This is a genomic window from Vibrio tapetis subsp. tapetis, assembly GCF_900233005.1.
Taxonomy (GTDB): Bacteria; Pseudomonadota; Gammaproteobacteria; order Enterobacterales; family Vibrionaceae; genus Vibrio; species Vibrio tapetis.
In genome coordinates, this window is sequence record NZ_LT960611.1 from 428,238 (window position 1) to 448,506 (window position 20,269).

The 20,269-nt window shown below is 43.8% G+C and carries 14 protein-coding genes; 6 read left to right on the forward strand and 8 right to left on the reverse strand.

Going from position 1 to position 20,269, the window contains the following annotated elements:
- Positions 1-108: 108 nt before the first annotated feature.
- Positions 109-390, forward strand: a complete 282-nt coding sequence (locus VTAP4600_RS02000; protein WP_102521264.1) for a 30S ribosomal protein S6 modification protein — start codon at positions 109-111, stop codon at positions 388-390.
- Here the strand turns inward: VTAP4600_RS02000 and yfaE are convergent.
- The 4 genes from yfaE to ubiG form a co-directional block, all read right to left on the reverse strand.
- Entirely contained in the window at positions 387-665 is a 279-nt protein-coding gene (gene yfaE / locus VTAP4600_RS02005; protein WP_102521265.1) for a class I ribonucleotide reductase maintenance protein YfaE, read from the reverse strand. The two genes, VTAP4600_RS02000 and yfaE, sit on opposite strands and share 4 nt — an antisense overlap.
- Complete coding sequence (nrdB, locus tag VTAP4600_RS02010) at positions 665-1,798, reverse strand: class Ia ribonucleoside-diphosphate reductase subunit beta (RefSeq protein ID WP_102521266.1); 1,134 nt, start codon at positions 1,796-1,798, stop codon at positions 665-667. Before nrdB ends, yfaE begins: the two co-directional genes overlap by 1 nt.
- A 121-nt stretch (positions 1,799-1,919) precedes the next feature.
- Positions 1,920-4,202, reverse strand: coding sequence for a class 1a ribonucleoside-diphosphate reductase subunit alpha (gene nrdA, locus VTAP4600_RS02015; RefSeq protein WP_102521267.1), 2,283 nt, complete (start codon positions 4,200-4,202; stop codon positions 1,920-1,922).
- Between the two features lie 541 nt (positions 4,203-4,743).
- On the reverse strand, positions 4,744-5,478 hold the full coding sequence (gene ubiG, locus VTAP4600_RS02020) for a bifunctional 2-polyprenyl-6-hydroxyphenol methylase/3-demethylubiquinol 3-O-methyltransferase UbiG (protein ID WP_102521268.1): 735 nt from the start codon (positions 5,476-5,478) through the stop codon (positions 4,744-4,746).
- Between the two features lie 275 nt (positions 5,479-5,753).
- Between ubiG and gyrA the strand changes: the two genes are divergently transcribed.
- From gyrA to VTAP4600_RS02035, 3 genes are all read left to right on the forward strand, one after another.
- On the forward strand, positions 5,754-8,411 hold the full coding sequence (gene gyrA, locus VTAP4600_RS02025; protein WP_102521269.1) for a DNA topoisomerase (ATP-hydrolyzing) subunit A: 2,658 nt from the start codon (positions 5,754-5,756) through the stop codon (positions 8,409-8,411).
- A 786-nt stretch (positions 8,412-9,197) separates the two neighbouring features.
- Entirely contained in the window at positions 9,198-10,481 is a 1,284-nt protein-coding gene (gene ltrA, locus VTAP4600_RS02030; protein ID WP_102521018.1) for a group II intron reverse transcriptase/maturase, read from the forward strand.
- Positions 10,482-10,697: 216 nt separating this feature from the next.
- On the forward strand, positions 10,698-11,357 hold the full coding sequence (locus VTAP4600_RS02035; RefSeq protein WP_102521270.1) for a TPR domain-containing protein: 660 nt from the start codon (positions 10,698-10,700) through the stop codon (positions 11,355-11,357).
- A 132-nt stretch (positions 11,358-11,489) separates the two neighbouring features.
- On the opposite strand, the gene cydC is transcribed toward VTAP4600_RS02035, so the two are convergent.
- The 4 genes from cydC to VTAP4600_RS02055 all read right to left on the reverse strand — a co-directional run bounded on the left by cydC (position 11,490) and on the right by VTAP4600_RS02055 (position 17,934).
- Positions 11,490-13,211: a heme ABC transporter ATP-binding protein/permease CydC gene (gene cydC / locus VTAP4600_RS02040; RefSeq protein WP_102521271.1), complete on the reverse strand. Its 1,722-nt coding sequence runs from the start codon at positions 13,209-13,211 to the stop codon at positions 11,490-11,492.
- Positions 13,204-14,988: a heme ABC transporter permease/ATP-binding protein CydD gene (gene cydD, locus VTAP4600_RS02045; RefSeq protein WP_102521272.1), complete on the reverse strand. Its 1,785-nt coding sequence runs from the start codon at positions 14,986-14,988 to the stop codon at positions 13,204-13,206. The genes cydC and cydD overlap by 8 nt, the downstream gene beginning before the upstream one ends.
- A gap of 119 nt (positions 14,989-15,107) precedes the next feature.
- Positions 15,108-16,064, reverse strand: a complete 957-nt coding sequence (trxB, locus tag VTAP4600_RS02050) for a thioredoxin-disulfide reductase (RefSeq protein ID WP_102521273.1) — start codon at positions 16,062-16,064, stop codon at positions 15,108-15,110.
- A 160-nt stretch (positions 16,065-16,224) separates the two neighbouring features.
- Positions 16,225-17,934: a hypothetical protein gene (locus VTAP4600_RS02055; protein ID WP_102521274.1), complete on the reverse strand. Its 1,710-nt coding sequence runs from the start codon at positions 17,932-17,934 to the stop codon at positions 16,225-16,227.
- Positions 17,935-18,307: 373 nt separating this feature from the next.
- Here VTAP4600_RS02055 and VTAP4600_RS02060 point away from each other — a divergent pair, with 373 nt between their 5' ends.
- Entirely contained in the window at positions 18,308-18,952 is a 645-nt protein-coding gene (locus VTAP4600_RS02060) for a 2OG-Fe dioxygenase family protein (protein WP_102521275.1), read from the forward strand.
- A complete protein-coding gene (locus tag VTAP4600_RS02065) occupies positions 18,952-20,205 on the forward strand; it encodes a cysteine desulfurase-like protein (protein ID WP_102521276.1) in 1,254 nt (417 codons plus the stop codon). The genes VTAP4600_RS02060 and VTAP4600_RS02065 overlap by 1 nt, the downstream gene beginning before the upstream one ends.
- Positions 20,206-20,269: the final 64 nt, after the last annotated feature.

Consider the following 20,269-nt stretch of genomic DNA (forward strand, 5'->3'; position numbering starts at 1 on the left):
TTTTCTCAAAAAATTGGCTTGGCTTTAGTCTGGAATTAGCTAATATTGATCCGTCAAGGCGGTGAAAAAATCACCAATCAGTACTGCTATTATGATTTGGAGGCAATAATGCTTACACAAACAATGATAAAAGTGTGGTACCGAGTATCTGGCAATAAAGTTCTTTTAGGAGAAGCACATAGCGATCATATCAATGACTTAACTGCTATGTGGTTAGCAACGCCATCTGAAGCGCAAGATACGCCTAATGGAGGCTATCGAATGTCATTATTTGATGACGGGGGCAAAGCGATAGGTGAGAAAGAAATCTCAGTAAGGACTGCTGAATTGTTACTCAGTAAATATGCAAATTTAGGCAATGATTGCCATTCCCACCGAGCCGTGAGTTAGGCGCGCTTACTTTTAAGCCGGTAATTGACTTTTTCGAGCTCTAGAGCGGTTTTTGCCCTGCAGACGCAGGGCAATATTTCATTTGGCTGAATGAACGCCATAGCAAAACCAACATACTCAACTTCCCCAGAAACCAGCTCACAACGACAAGCGCCACAATGGCCATCTCGACAGTTATATTCGACTTCTAGACCCGCAGACTCCATTGACTCAAGCAGAGTACGATCGGCTTGAGATGAAATATGAGTAATCGCGTTGATTTTGACGTTATGCATTACAGCTCAAAGTCTCCGAAGTCGTCAGCATCAACTTCATTGTCAATTTGACCAACAAGGTATGAGCTAATTTCCGCCTCTTGAGGAGCAACTTGTACATTATCTGAAGATAACCATGCATTGATCCAAGGGATAGGGTTAGAAGTCGCTTCCGGATACGCTACGCCTAAGCCAACCGCTTGCATGCGGATGTTAGTGATGTATTCAACGTATTGGCAAAGGATGTCTTTGTTCAACCCAATCATTGAGCCATCTTTGAATAGGTATTCAGCCCACTCTTTTTCTTGTTCTGCTGCATCTTTGAATAAGTCAAAACACTCTTGCTTACACTCTTCAGCGATCTGCATGAAGCTAAAATCATCTTGACCATTACGTAAGATATTGATCATGTGCTGTGTGCCGGTAAGGTGAAGCGCTTCATCACGAGCAATCAGTTTGATTATTTTCGCGTTACCTTCCATTAATTCACGTTCAGCAAACGCAAATGAACAAGCAAAGCTTACGTAAAAGCGAATCGCTTCAAGCGCATTCACAGACATCAAGCAAACATAGAGTTTCTTCTTAAGGTCATGAAGGCGGATAGAAACACTCTCACCGTTGATTTCATGAGTACCTTCACCGTAGCGGTGGAAGTCATTGGTTAGCTTAATCAAATCATCGTAGTAATGAGCGATGTCTTTCGCACGTTTTAGGATGTGTTCATTTTCAACGATATCATCAAATACAACACCAGGATCATTCACGATATTACGAATGATGTGCGTGTATGAACGAGAGTGAATCGTTTCAGAGAAAGACCAAGTTTCAATCCAAGTTTCTACTTCAGGCAGTGATACCAATGGAAGTAGGGCAACGTTAGGGCTACGGCCTTGGATCGAATCAAGCAAGGTTTGATACTTTAAGTTACTGATGAAAATATGTTTTTCATGTTCAGGTAATTTATTGTAGTCAATGCGGTCGCTTGATACGTCAACTTCTTCCGGACGCCAGAAAAAGCTCAATTGTTTTTCGATTAATTTTTCGAAGACTTCAAATTTTTGTTGGTCGTAACGAGCGACGTTTACTGACTGACCCAAGAACATTGGTTCTTTTAATTGATCGTTTTTGTTCTGAGAAAAAGTACTGTAAGCCATGCGTGCTTATTCCTTTTTTATAATACGTACTAAAAGCGAGATGCTAAAAGCTAAATTTGAAATGCTCTTAACTCTATGCGAAGTGCAAAGAGCTAAGAGCTCACTAAGTCAGGAGTGCGGGTTAGATCTTACAACCGCCGCCTTCACAATCCTCTTCTTCGACTTTAGCGCCTTCGCCTTGGTCATCGCTCGCACCATCACGGGTGTTATGGTAATAGAGCGTCTTCAAACCGTACTTATAGGCGGTAAGAAGATCTTGTAGCAAGAGTTTCATCGGTACTTTGCCGTTAGCTTGCACGCTTGGATCGTAGTTTGTATTTGCTGAAATCGCTTGGTCAACAAATTTTTGCATCAAGCCAACGAGCTGAATGTACCCATTATTTGATGGGATAGTCCAGAGCAACTCATAGTTGTCTTTCAGGTTTGCGTAATCGGGCACGACTTGTTTCAAGATACCGTCTTTAGAGGCTTTAATTGAAACAAACCCACGCGGTGGCTCAATGCCGTTAGTTGCATTTGAGATCTGTGAAGAGGTCTCAGAAGGCATCAACGCAGTCAACGTCGAGTTACGTAGACCGTGAGTTTTGATTTCCTCACGTAATGTTTCCCAATCTAGATGAAGTGGCTCATCACAGATCTTGTCTAAGTCTTTTTTGTAGGTATCAATGGGTAAGATACCTTGTGCGTACTTAGTTTCATTAAATGATGGACATGCACCTTGCTCTTTTGCAAGTTCTAGTGACGCATTCAATAAATGATATTGAATGGCTTCGAACGTACGGTGAGTCAGGCCATTTGCGCTGCCATCAGAATAACGAACACCATTTTTAGCTAGGTAATAGGCGTAGTTGATCACGCCTACACCTAGAGTACGGCGATTCATTGTTGACTTGTACGCGGCTGGTAATGGGTAATCTTGATAATCAAGTAACGCATCTAGAGCACGAACAACAAGACGAGAAAGCTCTGCCAATTCGTCCAGGTTTTCAATTGCACCAAGGTTAAACGCAGAAAGCGTACATAGAGCGATTTCACCAGAGTCATCTTCAACATTCGTTAAAGGTTTAGTTGGCAATGCGATTTCCAAACATAAGTTGGACTGGCGAATAGGCGCTACAGACTCATCAAATGGACTATGTGTGTTGGTGTGGTCAACGTTCTGGATGTAGATACGACCCGTTGACGCTCGTTCCTGCATTAATAGAGAAAACAGATCAATTGCTTTTACGGTTTCGCGCTTAATGTTTGGATCGGCTTCGTACTTAACGTACAGACGGTCGAATTCTTTTTGATCTTCAAAGAAAGCATCGTAAAGGCCAGGAACATCTGAAGGTGAGAACAAAGAGATGTTACCGCCTTGGATTAAGCGAGTGTACATAAGCTTATTAAGCTGTACGCCGTAATCCATATGACGAACACGGTTTTCTTCAACACCACGGTTGTTTTTCAATACCAATAAGGATTGAACCTCACCGTGCCATAGTGGATAGAAAACAGTTGCCGCGCCACCACGTACGCCGCCTTGAGAGCAACATTTAACCGCGGTTTGGAAGTACTTATAAAATGGGATACAACCGGTATGGAATGCTTCACCACCGCGGATCTCAGAGCCTAGCGCACGAATACGACCAGCATTGATGCCAATGCCTGCACGTTGAGACACATAACGAACAATAGAGCTCGCCGTTGCGTTAATTGAGTCAAGGCTATCATCACATTCAATCAGTACACATGAGCTGAATTGACGGGTAGGGGTACGCACACCAGACATAATCGGTGTAGGTAGAGAAATTTTAAACAACGATGCAGCATCGTAGAAACGTTTTATGTAATCAAGACGCGTGTCTTTTGGATACTTAGCAAATAAGCATGCGGCAACAAGAATATACAAGAACTGAGCGCTCTCGTAGATTTCTTTAGTTACACGGTTTTGTACAAAGTACTTACCTTCTAGCTGCTTAACTGCCGCGTATGAAAAGTTCATATCACGATTGTGATCGATCAACTCGTCAAGTTGAGCAAACTCTTCAGCGCTGTAATCTTCCATTAGGTGCTTGTCATACTTACCGCTATCAACAAGTTTACTAACGTGGTCATAAAGTGCAGGTGGCTCGAACTGACCATACGCTTTTTTACGTAGGTGGAATACAGACAAGCGTGCTGCTAAATACTGGTAATCTGGAGATTCTTCTGAAATCAAATCGGCAGCCGACTTGATGATGGTCTCATGGATATCCGACGTAGTAATGCCGTTATAAAATTGGATATGAGACTTTAATTCTACTTGAGATACCGACACGTTATCTAAGCCTTCAGCGGCCCATGCGATAACGCGGTGGATTTTCTCCAGATCAATGTTTTCTTTGCGACCGTTGCGCTTAGTCACAGTTAGTTGTTGATTCATTCTGACAGATTTCCCTAACGAAACTGGTTAAAGCCGTATTTCTATGTGATTTTTGTAAATTGATACTCGGCTTTGTGATCCAAATCTACCTTGCTATAGAGGTAGAAACACTACATATGGTGTTGTTCGTGTGAACGGCTACAAGATAGTGCGGAATCAACGGAAATTCAAGTAAGATAAAATGTAAGGTCTGTGGATAACCTATGACTAGTATATTTATCGTTAGTAAGCACTAACCGCTCGAATTAGACGGCGTTTATGACGACAAAAAGTCAATTCAAAGGTTGTTTTAAATGTAAGCGGAGAAAAAAATATTTCCCTTGATCTTTAACCAAAATTGGGAGCTAGACTAAGGTGTATAAAGGCTAAACAGGTTGTCGATGAAATAGTCAAAAAGAGAGCAAGATCTCTTTTTGACATCAGTAAAGCTTGATTCTGGATAAACAGTCTGATTCTGAGACCTGGCGCATTAAATCAGCGCATTTTCTCGAGGGTCTCTGATTTAACTAAATTGCACCAGTACTGAAATAGTTGCGAACACTTATGAGCCTGATTGCACCAACAAAGGGCTACGCTGAGTCTGAACGATATAGTTCACTTCAACGTTGCTGCCTAATCGATAGGTATCAGTCAGTAAATTGTAATGGAGCCCAGTAATCGACTGTTCGATGAGGTCGGTCTGGTCTACCATTTTTAGTAGTTCAGCTGGCCTGATGAATTTGGCGTGATCATGAGTCCCTTGAGGGACTAATTTCAATATTTGTTCTGCGCCAACAATGGCAAACAAGTAGGATTTAGCGTTACGATTTAGCGTTGAGAAAAAGACATGACCGCCGGGTTTTACCAACTTAGCGCAAGACTTAATTACCGAAAGCGGATCTGGTACGTGCTCAAGCATTTCCATGCAGGTCACCACATCATATTGCTCAGGGTTTTCACTGGCGTGATCCTCAACCGTACTCTGGATGTAATTCAGGTTTTTTGTGCCAGTTTCTAAGGCGTGTAAGCGAGCAACTTCTAATGGCGCTTTCCCCATATCAAGCCCAGTTACGTTGGCTCCTTGAATGGCCATGCTTTCTGCTAAGATACCCCCACCACAGCCAACATCGAGAACTTGTTTGCCAAATAAACCATTGGCACGTTCCAGTACATAGTTCAGGCGCAATGGGTTGATTTGATGTAAAGGTTTAAATTCACCTTCTAAATCCCACCAGCGCGATGCCATGTCTTCAAATTTTTTAATTTCTGCAGAGTCAACGTTTTTCATCTGGGTCATGGTCATATCATTTCAAATTGAGTTGTTTGCATTATAGCGACAGTCTTACCACTGAAAAGTGCAAATATCAATTTGTGGGGTTTTTAACGATATAGTGGCTAATTTTCATACAGATATAGCCAATTTGTGCAAATACTCGCCGATCGATTCACAACCAAGGTCACAACATGATAAAAGGCTAGGGAAAGAGATGCCGAATGGGGTATTTGTGTGTTATATTTTTCGACCTTGTACGTATTGAATATACGATCAGAATATAGAGGGATAATGGCTCTATGAGCGATCTAGCTAAAGAGATCACGCCCGTAAACATTGAAGATGAGCTTAGAAGTTCATATTTAGACTACGCGATGTCTGTAATCGTGGGTCGTGCTCTTCCAGATGTGCGTGATGGCCTTAAGCCTGTACACCGCCGCGTTTTATTCGCGATGAATGTGCTAGGTAATGATTGGAATAAATCATATAAAAAATCTGCCCGTGTAGTGGGCGACGTAATCGGTAAATATCACCCGCATGGTGATAGCGCTGTTTACGACACTATTGTACGTATGGCGCAACCATTCTCGCTTCGTTACATGTTGGTCGATGGCCAAGGTAACTTTGGTTCGATCGATGGTGATTCTGCCGCGGCAATGCGTTATACCGAAGTACGTATGTCTAAAATTGCTCATGAACTATTAGCAGACCTAGACAAAGAAACGGTTGACTATGTACCTAACTATGATGGTACAGAGCAAATCCCGGCCGTGCTTCCAACAAAAATTCCTAACCTATTGGTTAACGGTGCTTCTGGTATCGCAGTAGGTATGGCAACCAACATCCCACCGCATAACTTAGGTGAAGTTGTCGATGGTTGTTTGGCATTCATCAATAATGAAGACATCACTATTGATGAGCTAATGGATTACATTCCGGGCCCAGATTTCCCAACTGCAGCAATGATCAGTGGCCGTAAAGGCATTGTCGATGCTTATAAGACGGGCCGCGGCAAGGTCTATATGCGCGCAAAAGCGAATATAGAAGCAGACAAAAATGGCAAAGAAACCATCATTGTCACGGAAATCCCATACCAAGTTAACAAAGCTCGTTTGATTGAAAAAGTTGCCGAGCTAGTAAAAGACAAGAAAGTAGAGGGCATCAGTGCTCTACGTGATGAGTCTGATAAAGACGGTATGCGCATTGTTATCGAATGTAAGCGTGATGCAGTAGGTGAAGTGGTTCTAAACAACCTTTACTCACAAACTCAGCTTCAAACGACATTCGGCGTTAACATGGTTGCACTTGATAACGGCCAACCAAAACTGTTCAACTTAAAAGAAATGTTGAAGTGTTTTGTTGATCACCGTCGTGAAGTTGTCACTCGTCGTACCATCTTCGAATTGAAGAAAGCACGTGACCGCGCTCATATCCTTGAAGCGTTAGCACTTGCACTTGCGAACATTGATGAAATCATTGCTCTTATCAAGAACGCAGCAACACCTGCAGAAGCAAAAGAAGGCCTAGTCGCTCGCGGTTGGGACTTAGGTAATGTTGCTTCAATGCTAGAACGTGCTGGTACTGATGCGGCTCGTCCTGATTGGCTAGAAGACCAATTTGGTATCCGTGACGGTCAGTACTTCTTAACTGAAACACAAGCACAAGCGATTCTTGAGCTGCGTCTACACCGTTTAACCGGTTTAGAGCATGAAAAAATTCTTGATGAATACAAAGCGCTTCTAGAAGAAATTGCAGAACTTATGCACATTCTTGCAAGCACTGAGCGTTTGATGGAAGTCATTCGTGAAGAGCTTGAAGCCGTACGTGATGGTTTTGCTGACGCACGCCGTACCGAAATCACAGCAGCAATGCATGATATCGATATGGAAGACTTGATCACTCAAGAAGATGTTGTTGTTACGCTTTCTCGCGAAGGTTACGTTAAGTACCAAATCCTAAGCGATTACGAAGCACAACGTCGTGGTGGTAAAGGTAAGAGCGCAACCAAGATGAAAGAAGAAGACTACATTGAACGTCTTCTTGTTGCGAATACGCACGATAACATCTTGTGTTTCTCGACTCGTGGTAAAACATACCGACTTAAAGTTTATCAATTGCCTCAAGCGAGCCGTACTGCTCGTGGTAAGCCAATTGTGAACATTCTTCCATTGGAAGAAAACGAACGTATTACCGCAATTCTACCTGTTTCTGAGTTTAGCTCTGACAAGTATATTTTCATGGCTACTGGTGACGGTACAGTTAAGAAAACATCGCTTGATCAGTTTGCTAACGTACGTGCTAACGGCTTAATCGCGGTTAACCTACGTGATGATGATTCATTAATTGGTGTTGATATTACCAATGGCGAAAACGACATTATGTTGTTCTCGAAATCAGGTAAAGTTGTTCGTTTCGCCGAAGATAAAGTACGTGCAATGGGACGTACCGCATCGGGTGTTCGTGGCATGAAGTTACCAGAAGACGATCAAGTGGTTTCACTGATTGTTCCTGCTAACGAAGGCGACATCTTGACAGTAACAAACAACGGCTACGGTAAACGTACGACGCTTGCTGAATACCCAACCAAAGGTCGTGCGACTCAAGGTGTGGTATCCATTAAAGTGTCGGATCGTAATGGCCCGGTTGTTGGCGCTGTTCAAGTTGAAGACGGCGATGAGTTCATGATGATTACCGATGCCGGTACGCTAGTTCGTACTCGTGTTTCGGAAGTTAGCCAAGTGGGTCGTAATACCCTAGGCGTGACGCTTATCCGTACAGCTGAAGACGAAAGTGTTGTTGCATTGCAGCGCATCGATGAAATCGAAGAAGCAGAATTAGCAGAAGGTGAAGAACTGCAAGAAGGCGAAGAGCCTAGCAGTGAACAACCAAGCGCTGAATCTTCAGAGTCGACCGATTCAACTGACGCCCCTAAAGCTGACGACGCAAACGAAGAATAATTCGTAACAATTAATATAGAAACCGGACCTTTTGGTCCGGTTCTTTTTGTTTGCCCAGCGAAGCTGGCAAACCCATTAGGCTGAAAGAAGCCTAAATCACCCTGATTGAGGGGAAGATAATCCGAATCGCAAGGGCGTTGCTGGCCAACGGCAGGGTTTGAAGGAAGCGATAGGAAGTTAACAGTACACAACGAAAGTGAACCTGATTCGGCAATTTAGGTGGGTAAGCGTGCAAAATAGCGTGAAGCCCGATACTCAATCAGACCTAGATTGTGCTTGAGGGTGGCATTGTTAACAGGGAGCCAGTGCAGTAACTGGGGAAGCCTGACACCACATCCGAGCAAACGTCGGAAGCATAAACTCAAGGCGAGAGCCAAGATCTATGTTGGTGCGAGGTGGCAGATGAATCCGTAGTAGTGAGTAAAGCTCGGCCGGTGAAGCCCAGTAATGGTGTGGAGGATAAAACTGAGCTGACCATCAGTAACACGTCTGATGGGACAACATTTTGCCAAAAGCAATCTGGTGTTGCGAAGGGATGAAGTACATTTTAAGTCTGTGATGAGCAGATGTTTTTTTTTCAGTGGTATACAAGTTGATTAGCTATCGAGGTATTCCGTCTCGGTCTTTGTGAAAGCAAAGCACTGAAGCGAGAAACCGTACAAGGGAGTAACTCTGACTCACTCTAGTAAATTGCCATTGAGCTAGAAGGCTAGAGAGTGGAGTGAAATACACCAACACTGTGAGAGAGCATTTGTCCCCACACGGCACACAATCTAAAGGAAAAAGTTGAGAGTTTACTACAGTTTATATGGTCACTTGCTCCACAAAGAGCGACTCTATAAAGGATTTAAAAAAGTGTGGAAAGCGAAAGGCGCGGCCGGAATAGATAGGCAGAGCCTAAGCGACTACGCCCAAAATCTGAGTGATAACCTAGATCAACTTCTTCTGGAACTCAAAACCAAGCGATACACCCCTCAACCCGTCAGACGGGTAGAAATACCGAAAGATGATGGTGGGGTGCGATTACTTGGGATCCCAACAGTACGGGATAGAGTTGTCCAACAAGCTCTAAATGATCTATTAACCCCAATCTTCGAAGAGCAGTTTCACCCATCCAGCTTTGGGTATAGACCGAATCGAAGTTGTCACGATGCTATAAACAAAGCGACGATGTTCATCCGTCGATACGGAATGCAACACGTCGTAGATATGGACTTATCGAAGTGCTTCGATAAGCTCGACCACGAGCTTATTCTAAAAAGCATTAAGAAACGAGTCACAGACAGTAGCGTACTGGAGCTCATCAAACAGTTCCTGAAAAGTGGCGTAATGGTTGATGGAGAGTGGCAGCATACCGAGATAGGTAGTCCGCAAGGTGGAGTAATAAGCCCACTGATAGCGAACATCTATCTGGATGCGTTTGATCAAGAGATGCGAAAGCGAGGACATCGAATAGTCCGTTATGCCGACGACATACTGATCTTCTGTCGCAGCCGTAAAGGTGCAGAAAATGCGCAAGTACAGGCAACGAAGGTCCTGGAAAAACAGCTCAAGTTAACGGTGAACGAAACCAAATCACACATAGCGCACAGCGGCGAAGGTGTGAAATTCCTTGGAATAGAAATCGGTAGCCATTATAGCCGTATTCAGCCAAAGAAAATGTCGACGTTCAAAGGAAAGTTGAAGCGAGTGACAAGACGCAATGGCGGTAAGCCATTGTTAGAAGTCATTAAACAACTGAATCCACTTCTGAGAGGGTTCAGCCAGTACTTTCGAATAGCGAATGCCAACAGGGAGTTTAAGAAACTGGCCGCGTGGTTAAGGCGAAGACTTCGCAGCGTCCAATTACGATTATGGAAAAAACCGACCCGACTCCACCGCAGGCTAAGACAGCTAGGTTACGAAGGGTCATTCAGGTATATCTGTATGGATAGTTGGAGAAATGCTGCGAGTCCATTAGCCAGTTACTCGATGCCAAATCAATGGTTTAACGACCTTGGATTAGTGAATCTTGAACACGTTAGGACAGGATATGTGTTCAGCCATTATGCTGAATGGAAATGTGCATGAGCCGTATACGAGGTCCGTACGTACGGTTCTGTGAGAGGGATGAGGCGGAGACGCCTCACCCTACTCGATGTCGTGTCTAGCAAAATAAAACGTATGACTAAGGTACAATTTCCCTAACGGCAGTATGTTTTTGGAAGCTGGCTAGTTTATACATAAGTCACACTAGATAAACAATGAGCCCAATTCGGCTTTATATTTATCTAGATTGATTTTTTGATGAGTAAAATCTTTATGGAAAACCTATCTTTTGGCCTGCTATTGGCATTGATTGCATTTGTCGTGACGCTTATTTTGGCCCTGATATACGCACGAAAAGACAACGACGCAATAGACTACCGAATACCTGTAACCATTGCTGGTACCGTAAGTTTGCTAAGCCTTTTACTGTGGTTACCTTTGCGTCCTACAGCGCCTGTTGAAGCTGAAGGTGTAAAGAAAGTGCTGACTCTAAATGAAAAAATTTATGAGGTGCAATCAACGCTTCGAGACGATCCTAATGACGGCCAAGCATGGTTTGAATTGGGTCAGGGGTATATGGCTCAGAATGAGTTCGATTCTGCCTCAACGTGTTTTGGGTATGCGATCAGGTTGTTTGAGTCGCCGAAACCGACGATGTTTTCAGCCAAAGCTTCGGCGCTTTATTACGTGAATAAGCAGTTAATCGATCAAGAAGTACAACAGCTACTAGACAAAGCGCTTAAGCTCAATCCTATGGATGAAACTGCATTGACTTTGATTGCTAACGATCATTACCTGAGTTTTCGCTTCCAGCAGGCGATTGACACATGGCAGAAAATCTTAGATTCGCATAAAGAGTCGATTGACCGAGTTAGTATTATTCGCTCGATTAATCAAGCCAAGCAACAAATTCAGTAACAGGAAAAGTAGAACGAAAAAAAAGCCGCTCACTGTATTTCAGTGAGCGGCTTTTTACGTTTTGTAATCCATCATGAGGGTTGATGTAGCCTCAGGCGTTACTTGCACATTAAAGCGCTTAGAGCTTAGAGCTTAGAGCGTTTGGAACAGTTGGTGATAGCGGCCTTTATGGCTCAGTAACGTTTGATGATCACCTTGCTCAATGATCTCTCCAGCTTCTAATAGACAAATATCATCCATTTCTTCAAGGCCAACTAAGCGGTGAGTAATATAAATAACAGTCTTATTAACGTGATAACGTTCGAATAAAGCCATCATTTTTTGCTCTGTTTGCTTGTCTAACCCTTCAGTTGGTTCATCCATGAGCACGATAGGCGCATCATGGAGTAACGCTCTGGCAATACCGACACGTCGTTTTTCGCCACCAGAAAGTTGGCGGCCACCGTCGCCTAACCAAGTATCTAAACCAATGTCTTCAGTGAGTTTACTCAGTCCGACTTGAACTAACATGTCGATGAGCTGATCGTCAGAGGCATCAGGTTTTGCTAGTAGCAAATTATCACGAAGTGATCCGTTTAAAATATCGACACGTTGACTGATCACGGAGATTGATTGACGAAGATCTGACTCTGCCAATGAAGGAAGAGGGTGATTACCTAATGTAATTTGACCTTGCTGTGGATCCCAGCTTCTTGTTAACAGTTGCAATAGCGTCGATTTACCAGAACCGGTTTGGCCAAGTATGGCTAATTTTTTGCCTTGTTTTACATGGATATCGATGCCTTTAAGCACGTTGACTTCGCTGTCTGGGTAGTGGAAATCAACATTGGTAAACTGGACATCGTATTGGCTAATTGGTTTAGCACTTTGTTCTGGGAAGGCGACATCTGGCTCGGCGTGGACAATATCATTTAATCGGCGAGCCGACGTTAGCGTTTGGCCTAAGTACTGGAACGCGCCAGCAATGGGCATGAGCATTTCAAAACTTGCCATTGTGGCAAAGGCGATTAACGCAATGTATGGATCTGGTGTATTACCACCAACACCATCTGCGGCAAGCCAAAGCATTAATACCAGCGACCAGCCGCTCGCAAGTAAGATAAGCCCATTGGCGAGACCACCGATAACCGCATTACTGTATTGGTTTTTGGTGAGTTTATCTTGCTGTTCTACTATTTGATCACGATAGTTTTGCTCAACGCCAAACAGAACTAACTCTGAATGTCCCTGAAGCCAATCCAACGTCGCAACGCGCAGAGTAGACTTATTAACGGTAAGTTCAGCGCCGTTAGATTTGCCCAACTTATAAAATAAGATAGGCCAGGTTAATACGATAGCGAGCAATATTGCGCCAAGGGTTAAGCCTAACGTCATGTCAAACCAGCATAAAAAAAGCGTAAGGCTGGCAATGCCTAGAATGCTGATGACAACAGGGCTTATTAATCGAAGGTAGACGTGGTCCATTGCATCAACATCGGCGACCAAGCGATTAAGAATATCGGCGTCTCTAAGGTTGCCAATACGACCTGGAATAAGCGGCGTCAGCTTCTCGAAAAAGAATATACGTAAATCGGTGAGCAGTTTAAACGTAGCGTTATGGCTAACCACACGCTCACCCCAGCGCCCGGCCGTTCTTGCCATCGCGAAGCCACGTACAAAGGCTCCGGGTAACATGTAGTTGAAGGTTTCCCTTGCGATGGTTAATCCCGCAACTGAAGACGCAGCAATGAACCAACCCGATAGAGTCAGTAATCCTATTGAAGAAAACAGAGTCGCAAAGGCAAGCACCATACCGAGAGATAACCCAAACCAGTGCTTTTTATAGAGTTTTAGGTAAGGCAGTAAATCACGCATCTATATCGCCCTTATTATTATCTGACTGCTGTTTAGCACTTAATAGGTCGGCGAACAATCCACTTTGGGAAGCCAGTTGTTGATAATCGCCCGATTGCACTATTTGACCATTAGCCATGACTAAAATTTGATCGATATCTTTTAGTGCTTCTAATTGGTGAGTGATCATAAGCACACTGCAATTTTGCGTTTCACCTTCTAGCCCTTGCATGACCAGTTTTTCGCTACGTGCATCAAGGCTAGCGGTTGGCTCATCTAAAATCCATAAAGATCCTTGTTGTAACATGGCACGAGCCAATGCTAAACGTTGAGCTTGACCTACAGATAGCCCACCAGAGCGATCGCTTATTGGGTAATCAAGACCATGTTGTGACACAAACTCTTGGCTAAACGATTTTTCAAGCGCTGACACAAGTGCTTGTTGACTGACGTCTTTTTTACCCAGAGTGACATTTTCTTTAATCGTACCGTGCAATAGTAATGGGTTTTGACCAACCCAACTAATGGCCGTTCTCCAGTGCTTGATATCTAGCTGTTCCAACTCGATACCATTAACTAAAAGGCTTCCTTTATAAGGCAGAAAACCAAGTAGGGCGTTGATGAGCGTTGTTTTACCTGCACCGCTAGGACCGACAATAGCACTGCGCTGTTTTTCAGACAGAGTGAAGTTGACTGGACCAATAAGCATGGTGCCTTCTGTGCTATATACTTCTAAGTCACGGGCTTCAATGGTTAGGTTTTCATTATCTGTAAGCTGTTGATCGCCTGACTTAGTCGCCGATGTCTCTGTTGATAGAAACTCGACAATGCTTTCTGCCGCGCCAACCGCTTGTGCTTTTGCGTGATAGAAGGTGCCTAGATCGCGAAGAGGTTGATAAAACTCAGGTGCGAGGATAAGAACAAACAAACCAGAAAACAGGGTGATGCTTGCGCCATAGTAACCAAAGTTTAACTCGCCGATATAGCTAAAACCGAAGTAAACCGCGGTCATTGCAATGGAAAGTGAAGTAAAGAACTCGAGAACCGCTGATGATAAGAATGCAACTCGTAGGACTTCCATCGTTCTTGTTCTGAATACTTCTGAGGTACCGCGCAGAACATCACGTTCAGCATTGGCGCGGTCAAACAGCCGAATGGTCGTCATCGACTGTAATCGATCGTAAAAGTGACCGGATAAACGCTGCAACGCTTTGAAGTTTTTTCGGTTGGCATCAGAAGCCTTCATGCCGACTAAAGCCATGAATAGTGGGACTAACGGAGCCGTAATCAAAAAGATGATGCCAGCAGCCCAGTTCGTTGGGAACACCACCGCTAAGATAACAAACGGGATCATGACGGATAAAGAAACTTGTGGAAGGTAACGAGCAAAGAAATCTTGCATGTCTTCTACTTGTTCTAGTAACAACGTCGCCCAAGCTCCAGCAGGTTTGCCTTTGATATAAGCAGGCCCAAGCTCTCGGAGTTTATCTAAAATGAGGCTTCGTATATAAACACGGATTTGCTCGCCGCAGCGATAGCCAGCGATTTCTCGTCCCCAGGTACAAATAGCACGGGCGATAACGGCCAATGCTAACCCAGAAAAATGCGGGATCAGCTCATGCTTATCAGTATGTTCGATAATAAGGTGATGGAGTATAGAGGCGATTAGTGCTGCTTGAGCGAGCAGAAACACACTTGATAATACGCCAAGTCCAACTGCAATCATAAGCCAGCGTTTTGCTAACTTACTTTGCTGTCGCAACCACTTATTCAAGGTGCGTTGTTGTTGTTTGTTCATCGATAGAAGGCTTATTGATTAAATTATAATACTTTCAAGAATGGGTATTATACAAAAACAAATCCGGCGGGAATACCGCCGGATTTTAAGGTTTTGATATTAAGGGGCAAAAATGATGACTATTTTGCCAATCCGTCGAGGAATCGTTCAGCATCCAGTGCCGCCATACAGCCTGTTCCTGCTGATGTGATGGCTTGGCGATAGTTGTTGTCCATTACGTCACCCGCGGCAAAAATACCAGGAATACTTGTTTGAGTAGCATTACCTTCTAAACCAGATTGAACGGTGATGTAGCCGTCTTTCATGTTTAGTTGGCCTTCAAACATGGATGTGTTTGGTTGGTGACCAATGGCAATGAAAGCACCCATAACGGCGAGCTCTTCGGTCGCGTCAGATTTTGTATCTTTTAATCGGACACCGGTGACACCCATATCATCGCCTAACACTTCATCTAGTGTGCGGTCGGTATGAAGAACGATATTACCGTTCTCTACTTTGTCCATAAGGCGATCAATGAGAATTTTCTCTGATCGGAATGAATCTCGGCGATGGATCAGGTGAACTTCAGCGGCGATGTTTGATAAATACAGCGCTTCTTCAACTGCGGTATTACCACCACCAACAACCGCGACTTTTTGATTACGATAGAAAAAACCATCACAAGTAGCACAAGCCGATACGCCGCGCCCTTTAAACGCTTCTTCCGACTCTAGGCCAAGGTATTTTGCTGACGCACCTGTTGATATGATTAATGCATCACAAGTGTACTCTGTTGAGTCACCTTTAAGACGAAATGGACGCTGGCTAAAATCAACACTAGAAATATGATCGAATAGGATTTCGGTTTCAAATCGTTCTGCGTGCTCTTTCATTCGGTCCATTAATGCCGGGCCCGTTAGCCCATGAGCATCACCAGGCCAGTTTTCAACTTCTGTTGTCGTTGTTAATTGGCCACCTTGCTGCATACCGGTAACCAGTACTGGGTCTAAATTCGCGCGCGCAGCGTACACGGCTGCGGTATAGCCTGCAGGGCCGCTGCCAAGAATCAATAACTTGCTGTGCTTAATATCGCTCATTGGAACTCCGAAATTCTAGTAAATATAAATGCTTGAGAGATTGTAGAAAATAGTGGAGGCGAAGAGAAGCAATAACAAGGGGAGAAGGGGAATAAATAGTTATAGATTAGAAGAAAAGAAGCTGGCATGGCCGCCAGCTTCCTTTAAGTATTGCTTATGGCTACTTTTCTACAAATAGATTGGTGACCGAAACTGAAATTCCTTTATCGGTAACGTCATATTTCATACTTGCATTCAGGTCATTTTGAATGAAAGCTTCTAGCTCTTCCGGGATTGGCTCGCCGGACTCTTCCAACATGGTCAGCATCGGAGAAAACAGCTTGTTGTAGTCGATGAATACGTCTGTCATGCCATTTTGCTCAATGGGCTTATCTAGCAAGTCTTGGCTAAATTTCGCAGCCTGCTCTCCTGAGTAAACCACTAAGTGATTCGCTTTAGCGACCGCGTAAGCCGGTTCGATGTCACCCAACATACCAACTAATTCAGCGGGTAATTCAAACGGAGTTCCATCGGTCGGAATTTGAATAGAAGCAAGTTCAGGGATCATCATGGCTGCGTTTTGCACTAGGGCCGTTGGGTTCTCAGCACTCAATGTAATCGCAGCATCAAGTTTAGTTAATTCTTCAGAGTACTCACCTTGTGAGAATTCGTAATCGAATAAGCTAAAGCTAATACCTTTAAGACCATTAACAAAACCTGAAGCCATGCCAATCATCATTGCAGGGTTAGCCTGTTTCATTTCTTGCTGGAATTCAGCTAATGGCTGGCATTGGTAAGGCACTGACTGAATGTCAGACAAGATATTAGTGACCGCAGGAGTCAATTGGTTAACGTCTATCCCCAAACCAAAGAACAGAGCACTTTGTTTAATCAAGTCACTTTGCGGGATAAAGCCGCGCAGTGATTGAAGAGCATCAAGAATGACTTTGTTGTTACTCTCAATGATAAAGTCGCCACTGATCATACCATTGGCGTGGAAGCTACCACCAGCGACCGTACGTGGCCAATTTGCCGCGATGGATTGAATGTCAGCTTGGCATGCAGGAGTTTGAATGGCGGCCATTGAAGTACTTGACTCAATTTCATTCATTCTGGTGATTTGCTTCGCTAATAGATTGCCGTCAACGGTGGTGATGCCTTTAGCCAGTTGCTGGTGATCTATGTACGATATGTGCTCGGTGCTGATGGTAGGGTGCTTAGTTTTAATGTTGTCGATGATGCTCTCTGAAGCAACTGAGCTAACCGGTTTTTCAATGCCTAACGCCATTTTTAGAGGGTTAAGATCGCCAAGTTTTGGGACGTTAACAGTAATGGTTGCGAAACCATCGGTGATGGCGATGACGAGATCGACTTCGCTGACACCATCTTGTTCAGCTAATGAGTAGCTGCGGTAGTTAACCGTATCGAGCGTCTTTTTCGTATGAACAAACTGGCTTTCTGCTTCTATTTTATCCATCGTCGCCCAGAATGCAGCGGCTTTCTCTACTTCCATTTTTATTACTGGGATAAATCCAAGAGTATAAAAGTAGTTATTAATGGAGTCAGAAGTACCGAAAGTGGTTTTAAACTGAGCAGGGCTTTCTACGGCATTGAGGAACGAGTCGTAGAAGCTTAAGAAAAACTGCTGCTTATTGGTGATGTCTGCAGGATCGGTTTCCATAAGCGCTAACATATCTTCCCGTGAAGGCATATTTGCTATCGAAGATAAGTAGTTATCTAAAGGTGTTGGGGTTAACTGTGCAGCCAAAATTGCAGTATCAGCCGGGACTTGGTTGAGTATCGAAACAGATGAGTTGCTTTGGTTTTCAACATAAAAAAAACCACCAGCACCAATAGCCACGACGCCAGCGGCAATAAGCATTTTATTCACAAGTCTTTCCTTTTTATAAACATGACTGAAAAGAGCATAATCGGTAGCTAGTTTCATAACAATGACTTAGCTATTATTTAATTCGGTTTGTCACGGTCTTAAGACTTAGTTCACATTCTATTCGTCAGTTTTCTAATTGAGCATTTAAAGATAGATAAAATTGATGGCTAGTGAACCATGCTGGTTTTTAAACTGGCCAAACTCGTAATTCGGCTTTTATCACTGCTTTGCGTTTCTGTTGTAGCTTAATATCTTGATTATCGGTTGAGGGTGAAATTATGTGCTGTCCATTGTTGATTGTGCAGGATCTTCTTGTAATAATAAATGTGAATAAAATGTTGCATTTGTTATTAATTAAAAGGTAGGGATCGCCATGACAACCCGTTTCGAAAGTACACTGCAATTGACCAGTTTGACACCACAATCTATTGCTAAGCTTGCCCCCTCTTTTGCCAAGCTACCAAGTACAGAACATGCTGATGGCACCTATCGATTGCGTCGATATTCAGTTGTAAAGTTAGAAGGAACACGTTTAAAAGCAACGGATAAAAATGACTTTGTTCAATCTGCCGATATTAATCATTTTCAAGGTGATGTGGTTCGCCAATTTGAGCCTATCGATACAGATATTATTAATAGTTCTGAATTCTTTGATATGTGCTCTGTTTTTGCGACCGCGTCTCGATTACCGACGAATCATGAAATCGAAATACACCAAATGCGAATCACTACCAAATTTGAAGAGACACAGGTGGCGCCGGAAGGCATACATCAGGATGGTTTTGCCAATATCGCTATTGTGGGCATTGATCGCAGCAACATTATTGGTGGAGATTTAATGCTTTACAAAGATAACAACGAAGCACCATTTTTCCGTAAGGTTTTGGAAAATGGTGAGGTGGCAATGTTAGACGATAATAAACTATGGCATAACGCTGAACCAATACGCTCAATTGTTCGTGAACAAGAAGGGCATATGGACGTATTTGTCCTGACGGCATTAGGAGCGAAGCATTGATGGCTTTTTCAGTAGATAAAGTGAGATCGCAATTCCCAGCTCTCGAGCAAAGCTTCGTTCGTAGTTCAAACGCAATCCATGGTGAACGCCATCATGCCGTTTTTCTAGACGGCCCGGGCGGCTCTCAGGTCCCTCTGTCTGTCTTGGATGCCATGCACCAGTATTTAGGACACTACAACTCGAATCTTGGTGGGCACTTTTTTTCTAGTCAGATCACTTCAGACTTAATGCTCAAAGCACGAGAGGCTGCGCAGTCGCTATTAAATGCTCCGTCGAGTAAGCAGATTGTGTTTGGGGCGAACATGACCTCGCTTACTTTCCAATTAAGCCGGGCGATTAGCCGGGATTGGAATAGCGGCGATGAAATCATTGTTACTGATCTTGACCATTACGCAAACGTGTCGCCGTGGAAAGAAGCCGCGCAAGACAAAGGTGTCAACGTCCTTACCGCGGGTGTGACTCAACCAGAATGCCAGTTAGACATGAATCAACTTGAATCTTTGATATCTGCTAAGACGAAGTTGATTGCCGTGACCATGGCCTCTAATACAACCGGCAGTGTTGTAGATATCGCCACTGTTGTCCGTATGGCAAAACAAGTAGGGGCGATGGTTTATGTGGATGCGGTGCATTATGCACCTCATCAGTTAATTGACGTTCAAGCACTAGGTTGCGATTTTTTAGTGTGTTCAGCTTACAAATTTTTTGGTCCTCACCTTGGCCTCGCGTATGTCGCAGCCCCTTGGATTGACAGCTTGGCTCCCTATAAAGTCGAGCCTGCGCCGAATACTGGTCCGAATAGATTTGAAACCGGAACACAAAACTTCGAAGCCCTGGCTGGATTTTGTGCAAGCGTTGATTATTTGGCCCAGTGGGGAGCGCCATCTTTGACGCTTAGAGAGCGTCTGAAAACCAGTTTTGAGCATTATACTCAGCATGAAAGCGAGCTTAGCGATTATTTCTTAGCACGATTTTCATCATTAAATGGCGCGACGTTATATGGCTTGAATAGAGCTGGGCCTGATCGCACTCCAACCTTTGCTTTTCGACTTGATAGCGTCTCTCCAGAACAAGTCGCCAAAAAGTTAGGAGAAGAGCACATCTGCGTTTGGAATGGCCATTTCTATGCCATTGGGTTGGTTCGCACCTTGGGGTATATGGAGAGCGGTGGAGTGATCCGAGTTGGCTTAATGCACTACAACACGAAAGCCGAGATCGACAGGTTATTTGACGTGTTGAAAACACTCGCCTAGGGGAAGTAAAACGAGCGATGTTCCATATTAAAAGGCAGCAATGGTTTCCCCGTTGCTGCCTTTA

What these genes read in the sequence shown, in the direction of transcription:
- VTAP4600_RS02000 (WP_102521264.1), top strand. Translation starts at nt 109, where the DNA reads ATGCTTACACAAACAATGATAAAAGTGTGGTACCGAGTATCTGGCAAT.
- yfaE (WP_102521265.1), bottom strand. Translation starts at nt 665, where the DNA reads ATGCATAACGTCAAAATCAACGCGATTACTCATATTTCATCTCAAGCC.
- nrdB (WP_102521266.1), bottom strand. Translation starts at nt 1,798, where the DNA reads ATGGCTTACAGTACTTTTTCTCAGAACAAAAACGATCAATTAAAAGAA.
- nrdA (WP_102521267.1), bottom strand. Translation starts at nt 4,202, where the DNA reads ATGAATCAACAACTAACTGTGACTAAGCGCAACGGTCGCAAAGAAAAC.
- ubiG (WP_102521268.1), bottom strand. Translation starts at nt 5,478, where the DNA reads ATGACCCAGATGAAAAACGTTGACTCTGCAGAAATTAAAAAATTTGAA.
- gyrA (WP_102521269.1), top strand. Translation starts at nt 5,754, where the DNA reads ATGAGCGATCTAGCTAAAGAGATCACGCCCGTAAACATTGAAGATGAG.
- VTAP4600_RS02035 (WP_102521270.1), top strand. Translation starts at nt 10,698, where the DNA reads ATGAGTAAAATCTTTATGGAAAACCTATCTTTTGGCCTGCTATTGGCA.
- cydC (WP_102521271.1), bottom strand. Translation starts at nt 13,211, where the DNA reads ATGCGTGATTTACTGCCTTACCTAAAACTCTATAAAAAGCACTGGTTT.
- cydD (WP_102521272.1), bottom strand. Translation starts at nt 14,988, where the DNA reads ATGAACAAACAACAACAACGCACCTTGAATAAGTGGTTGCGACAGCAA.
- trxB (WP_102521273.1), bottom strand. Translation starts at nt 16,064, where the DNA reads ATGAGCGATATTAAGCACAGCAAGTTATTGATTCTTGGCAGCGGCCCT.
- VTAP4600_RS02060 (WP_102521275.1), top strand. Translation starts at nt 18,308, where the DNA reads ATGACAACCCGTTTCGAAAGTACACTGCAATTGACCAGTTTGACACCA.
- VTAP4600_RS02065 (WP_102521276.1), top strand. Translation starts at nt 18,952, where the DNA reads ATGGCTTTTTCAGTAGATAAAGTGAGATCGCAATTCCCAGCTCTCGAG.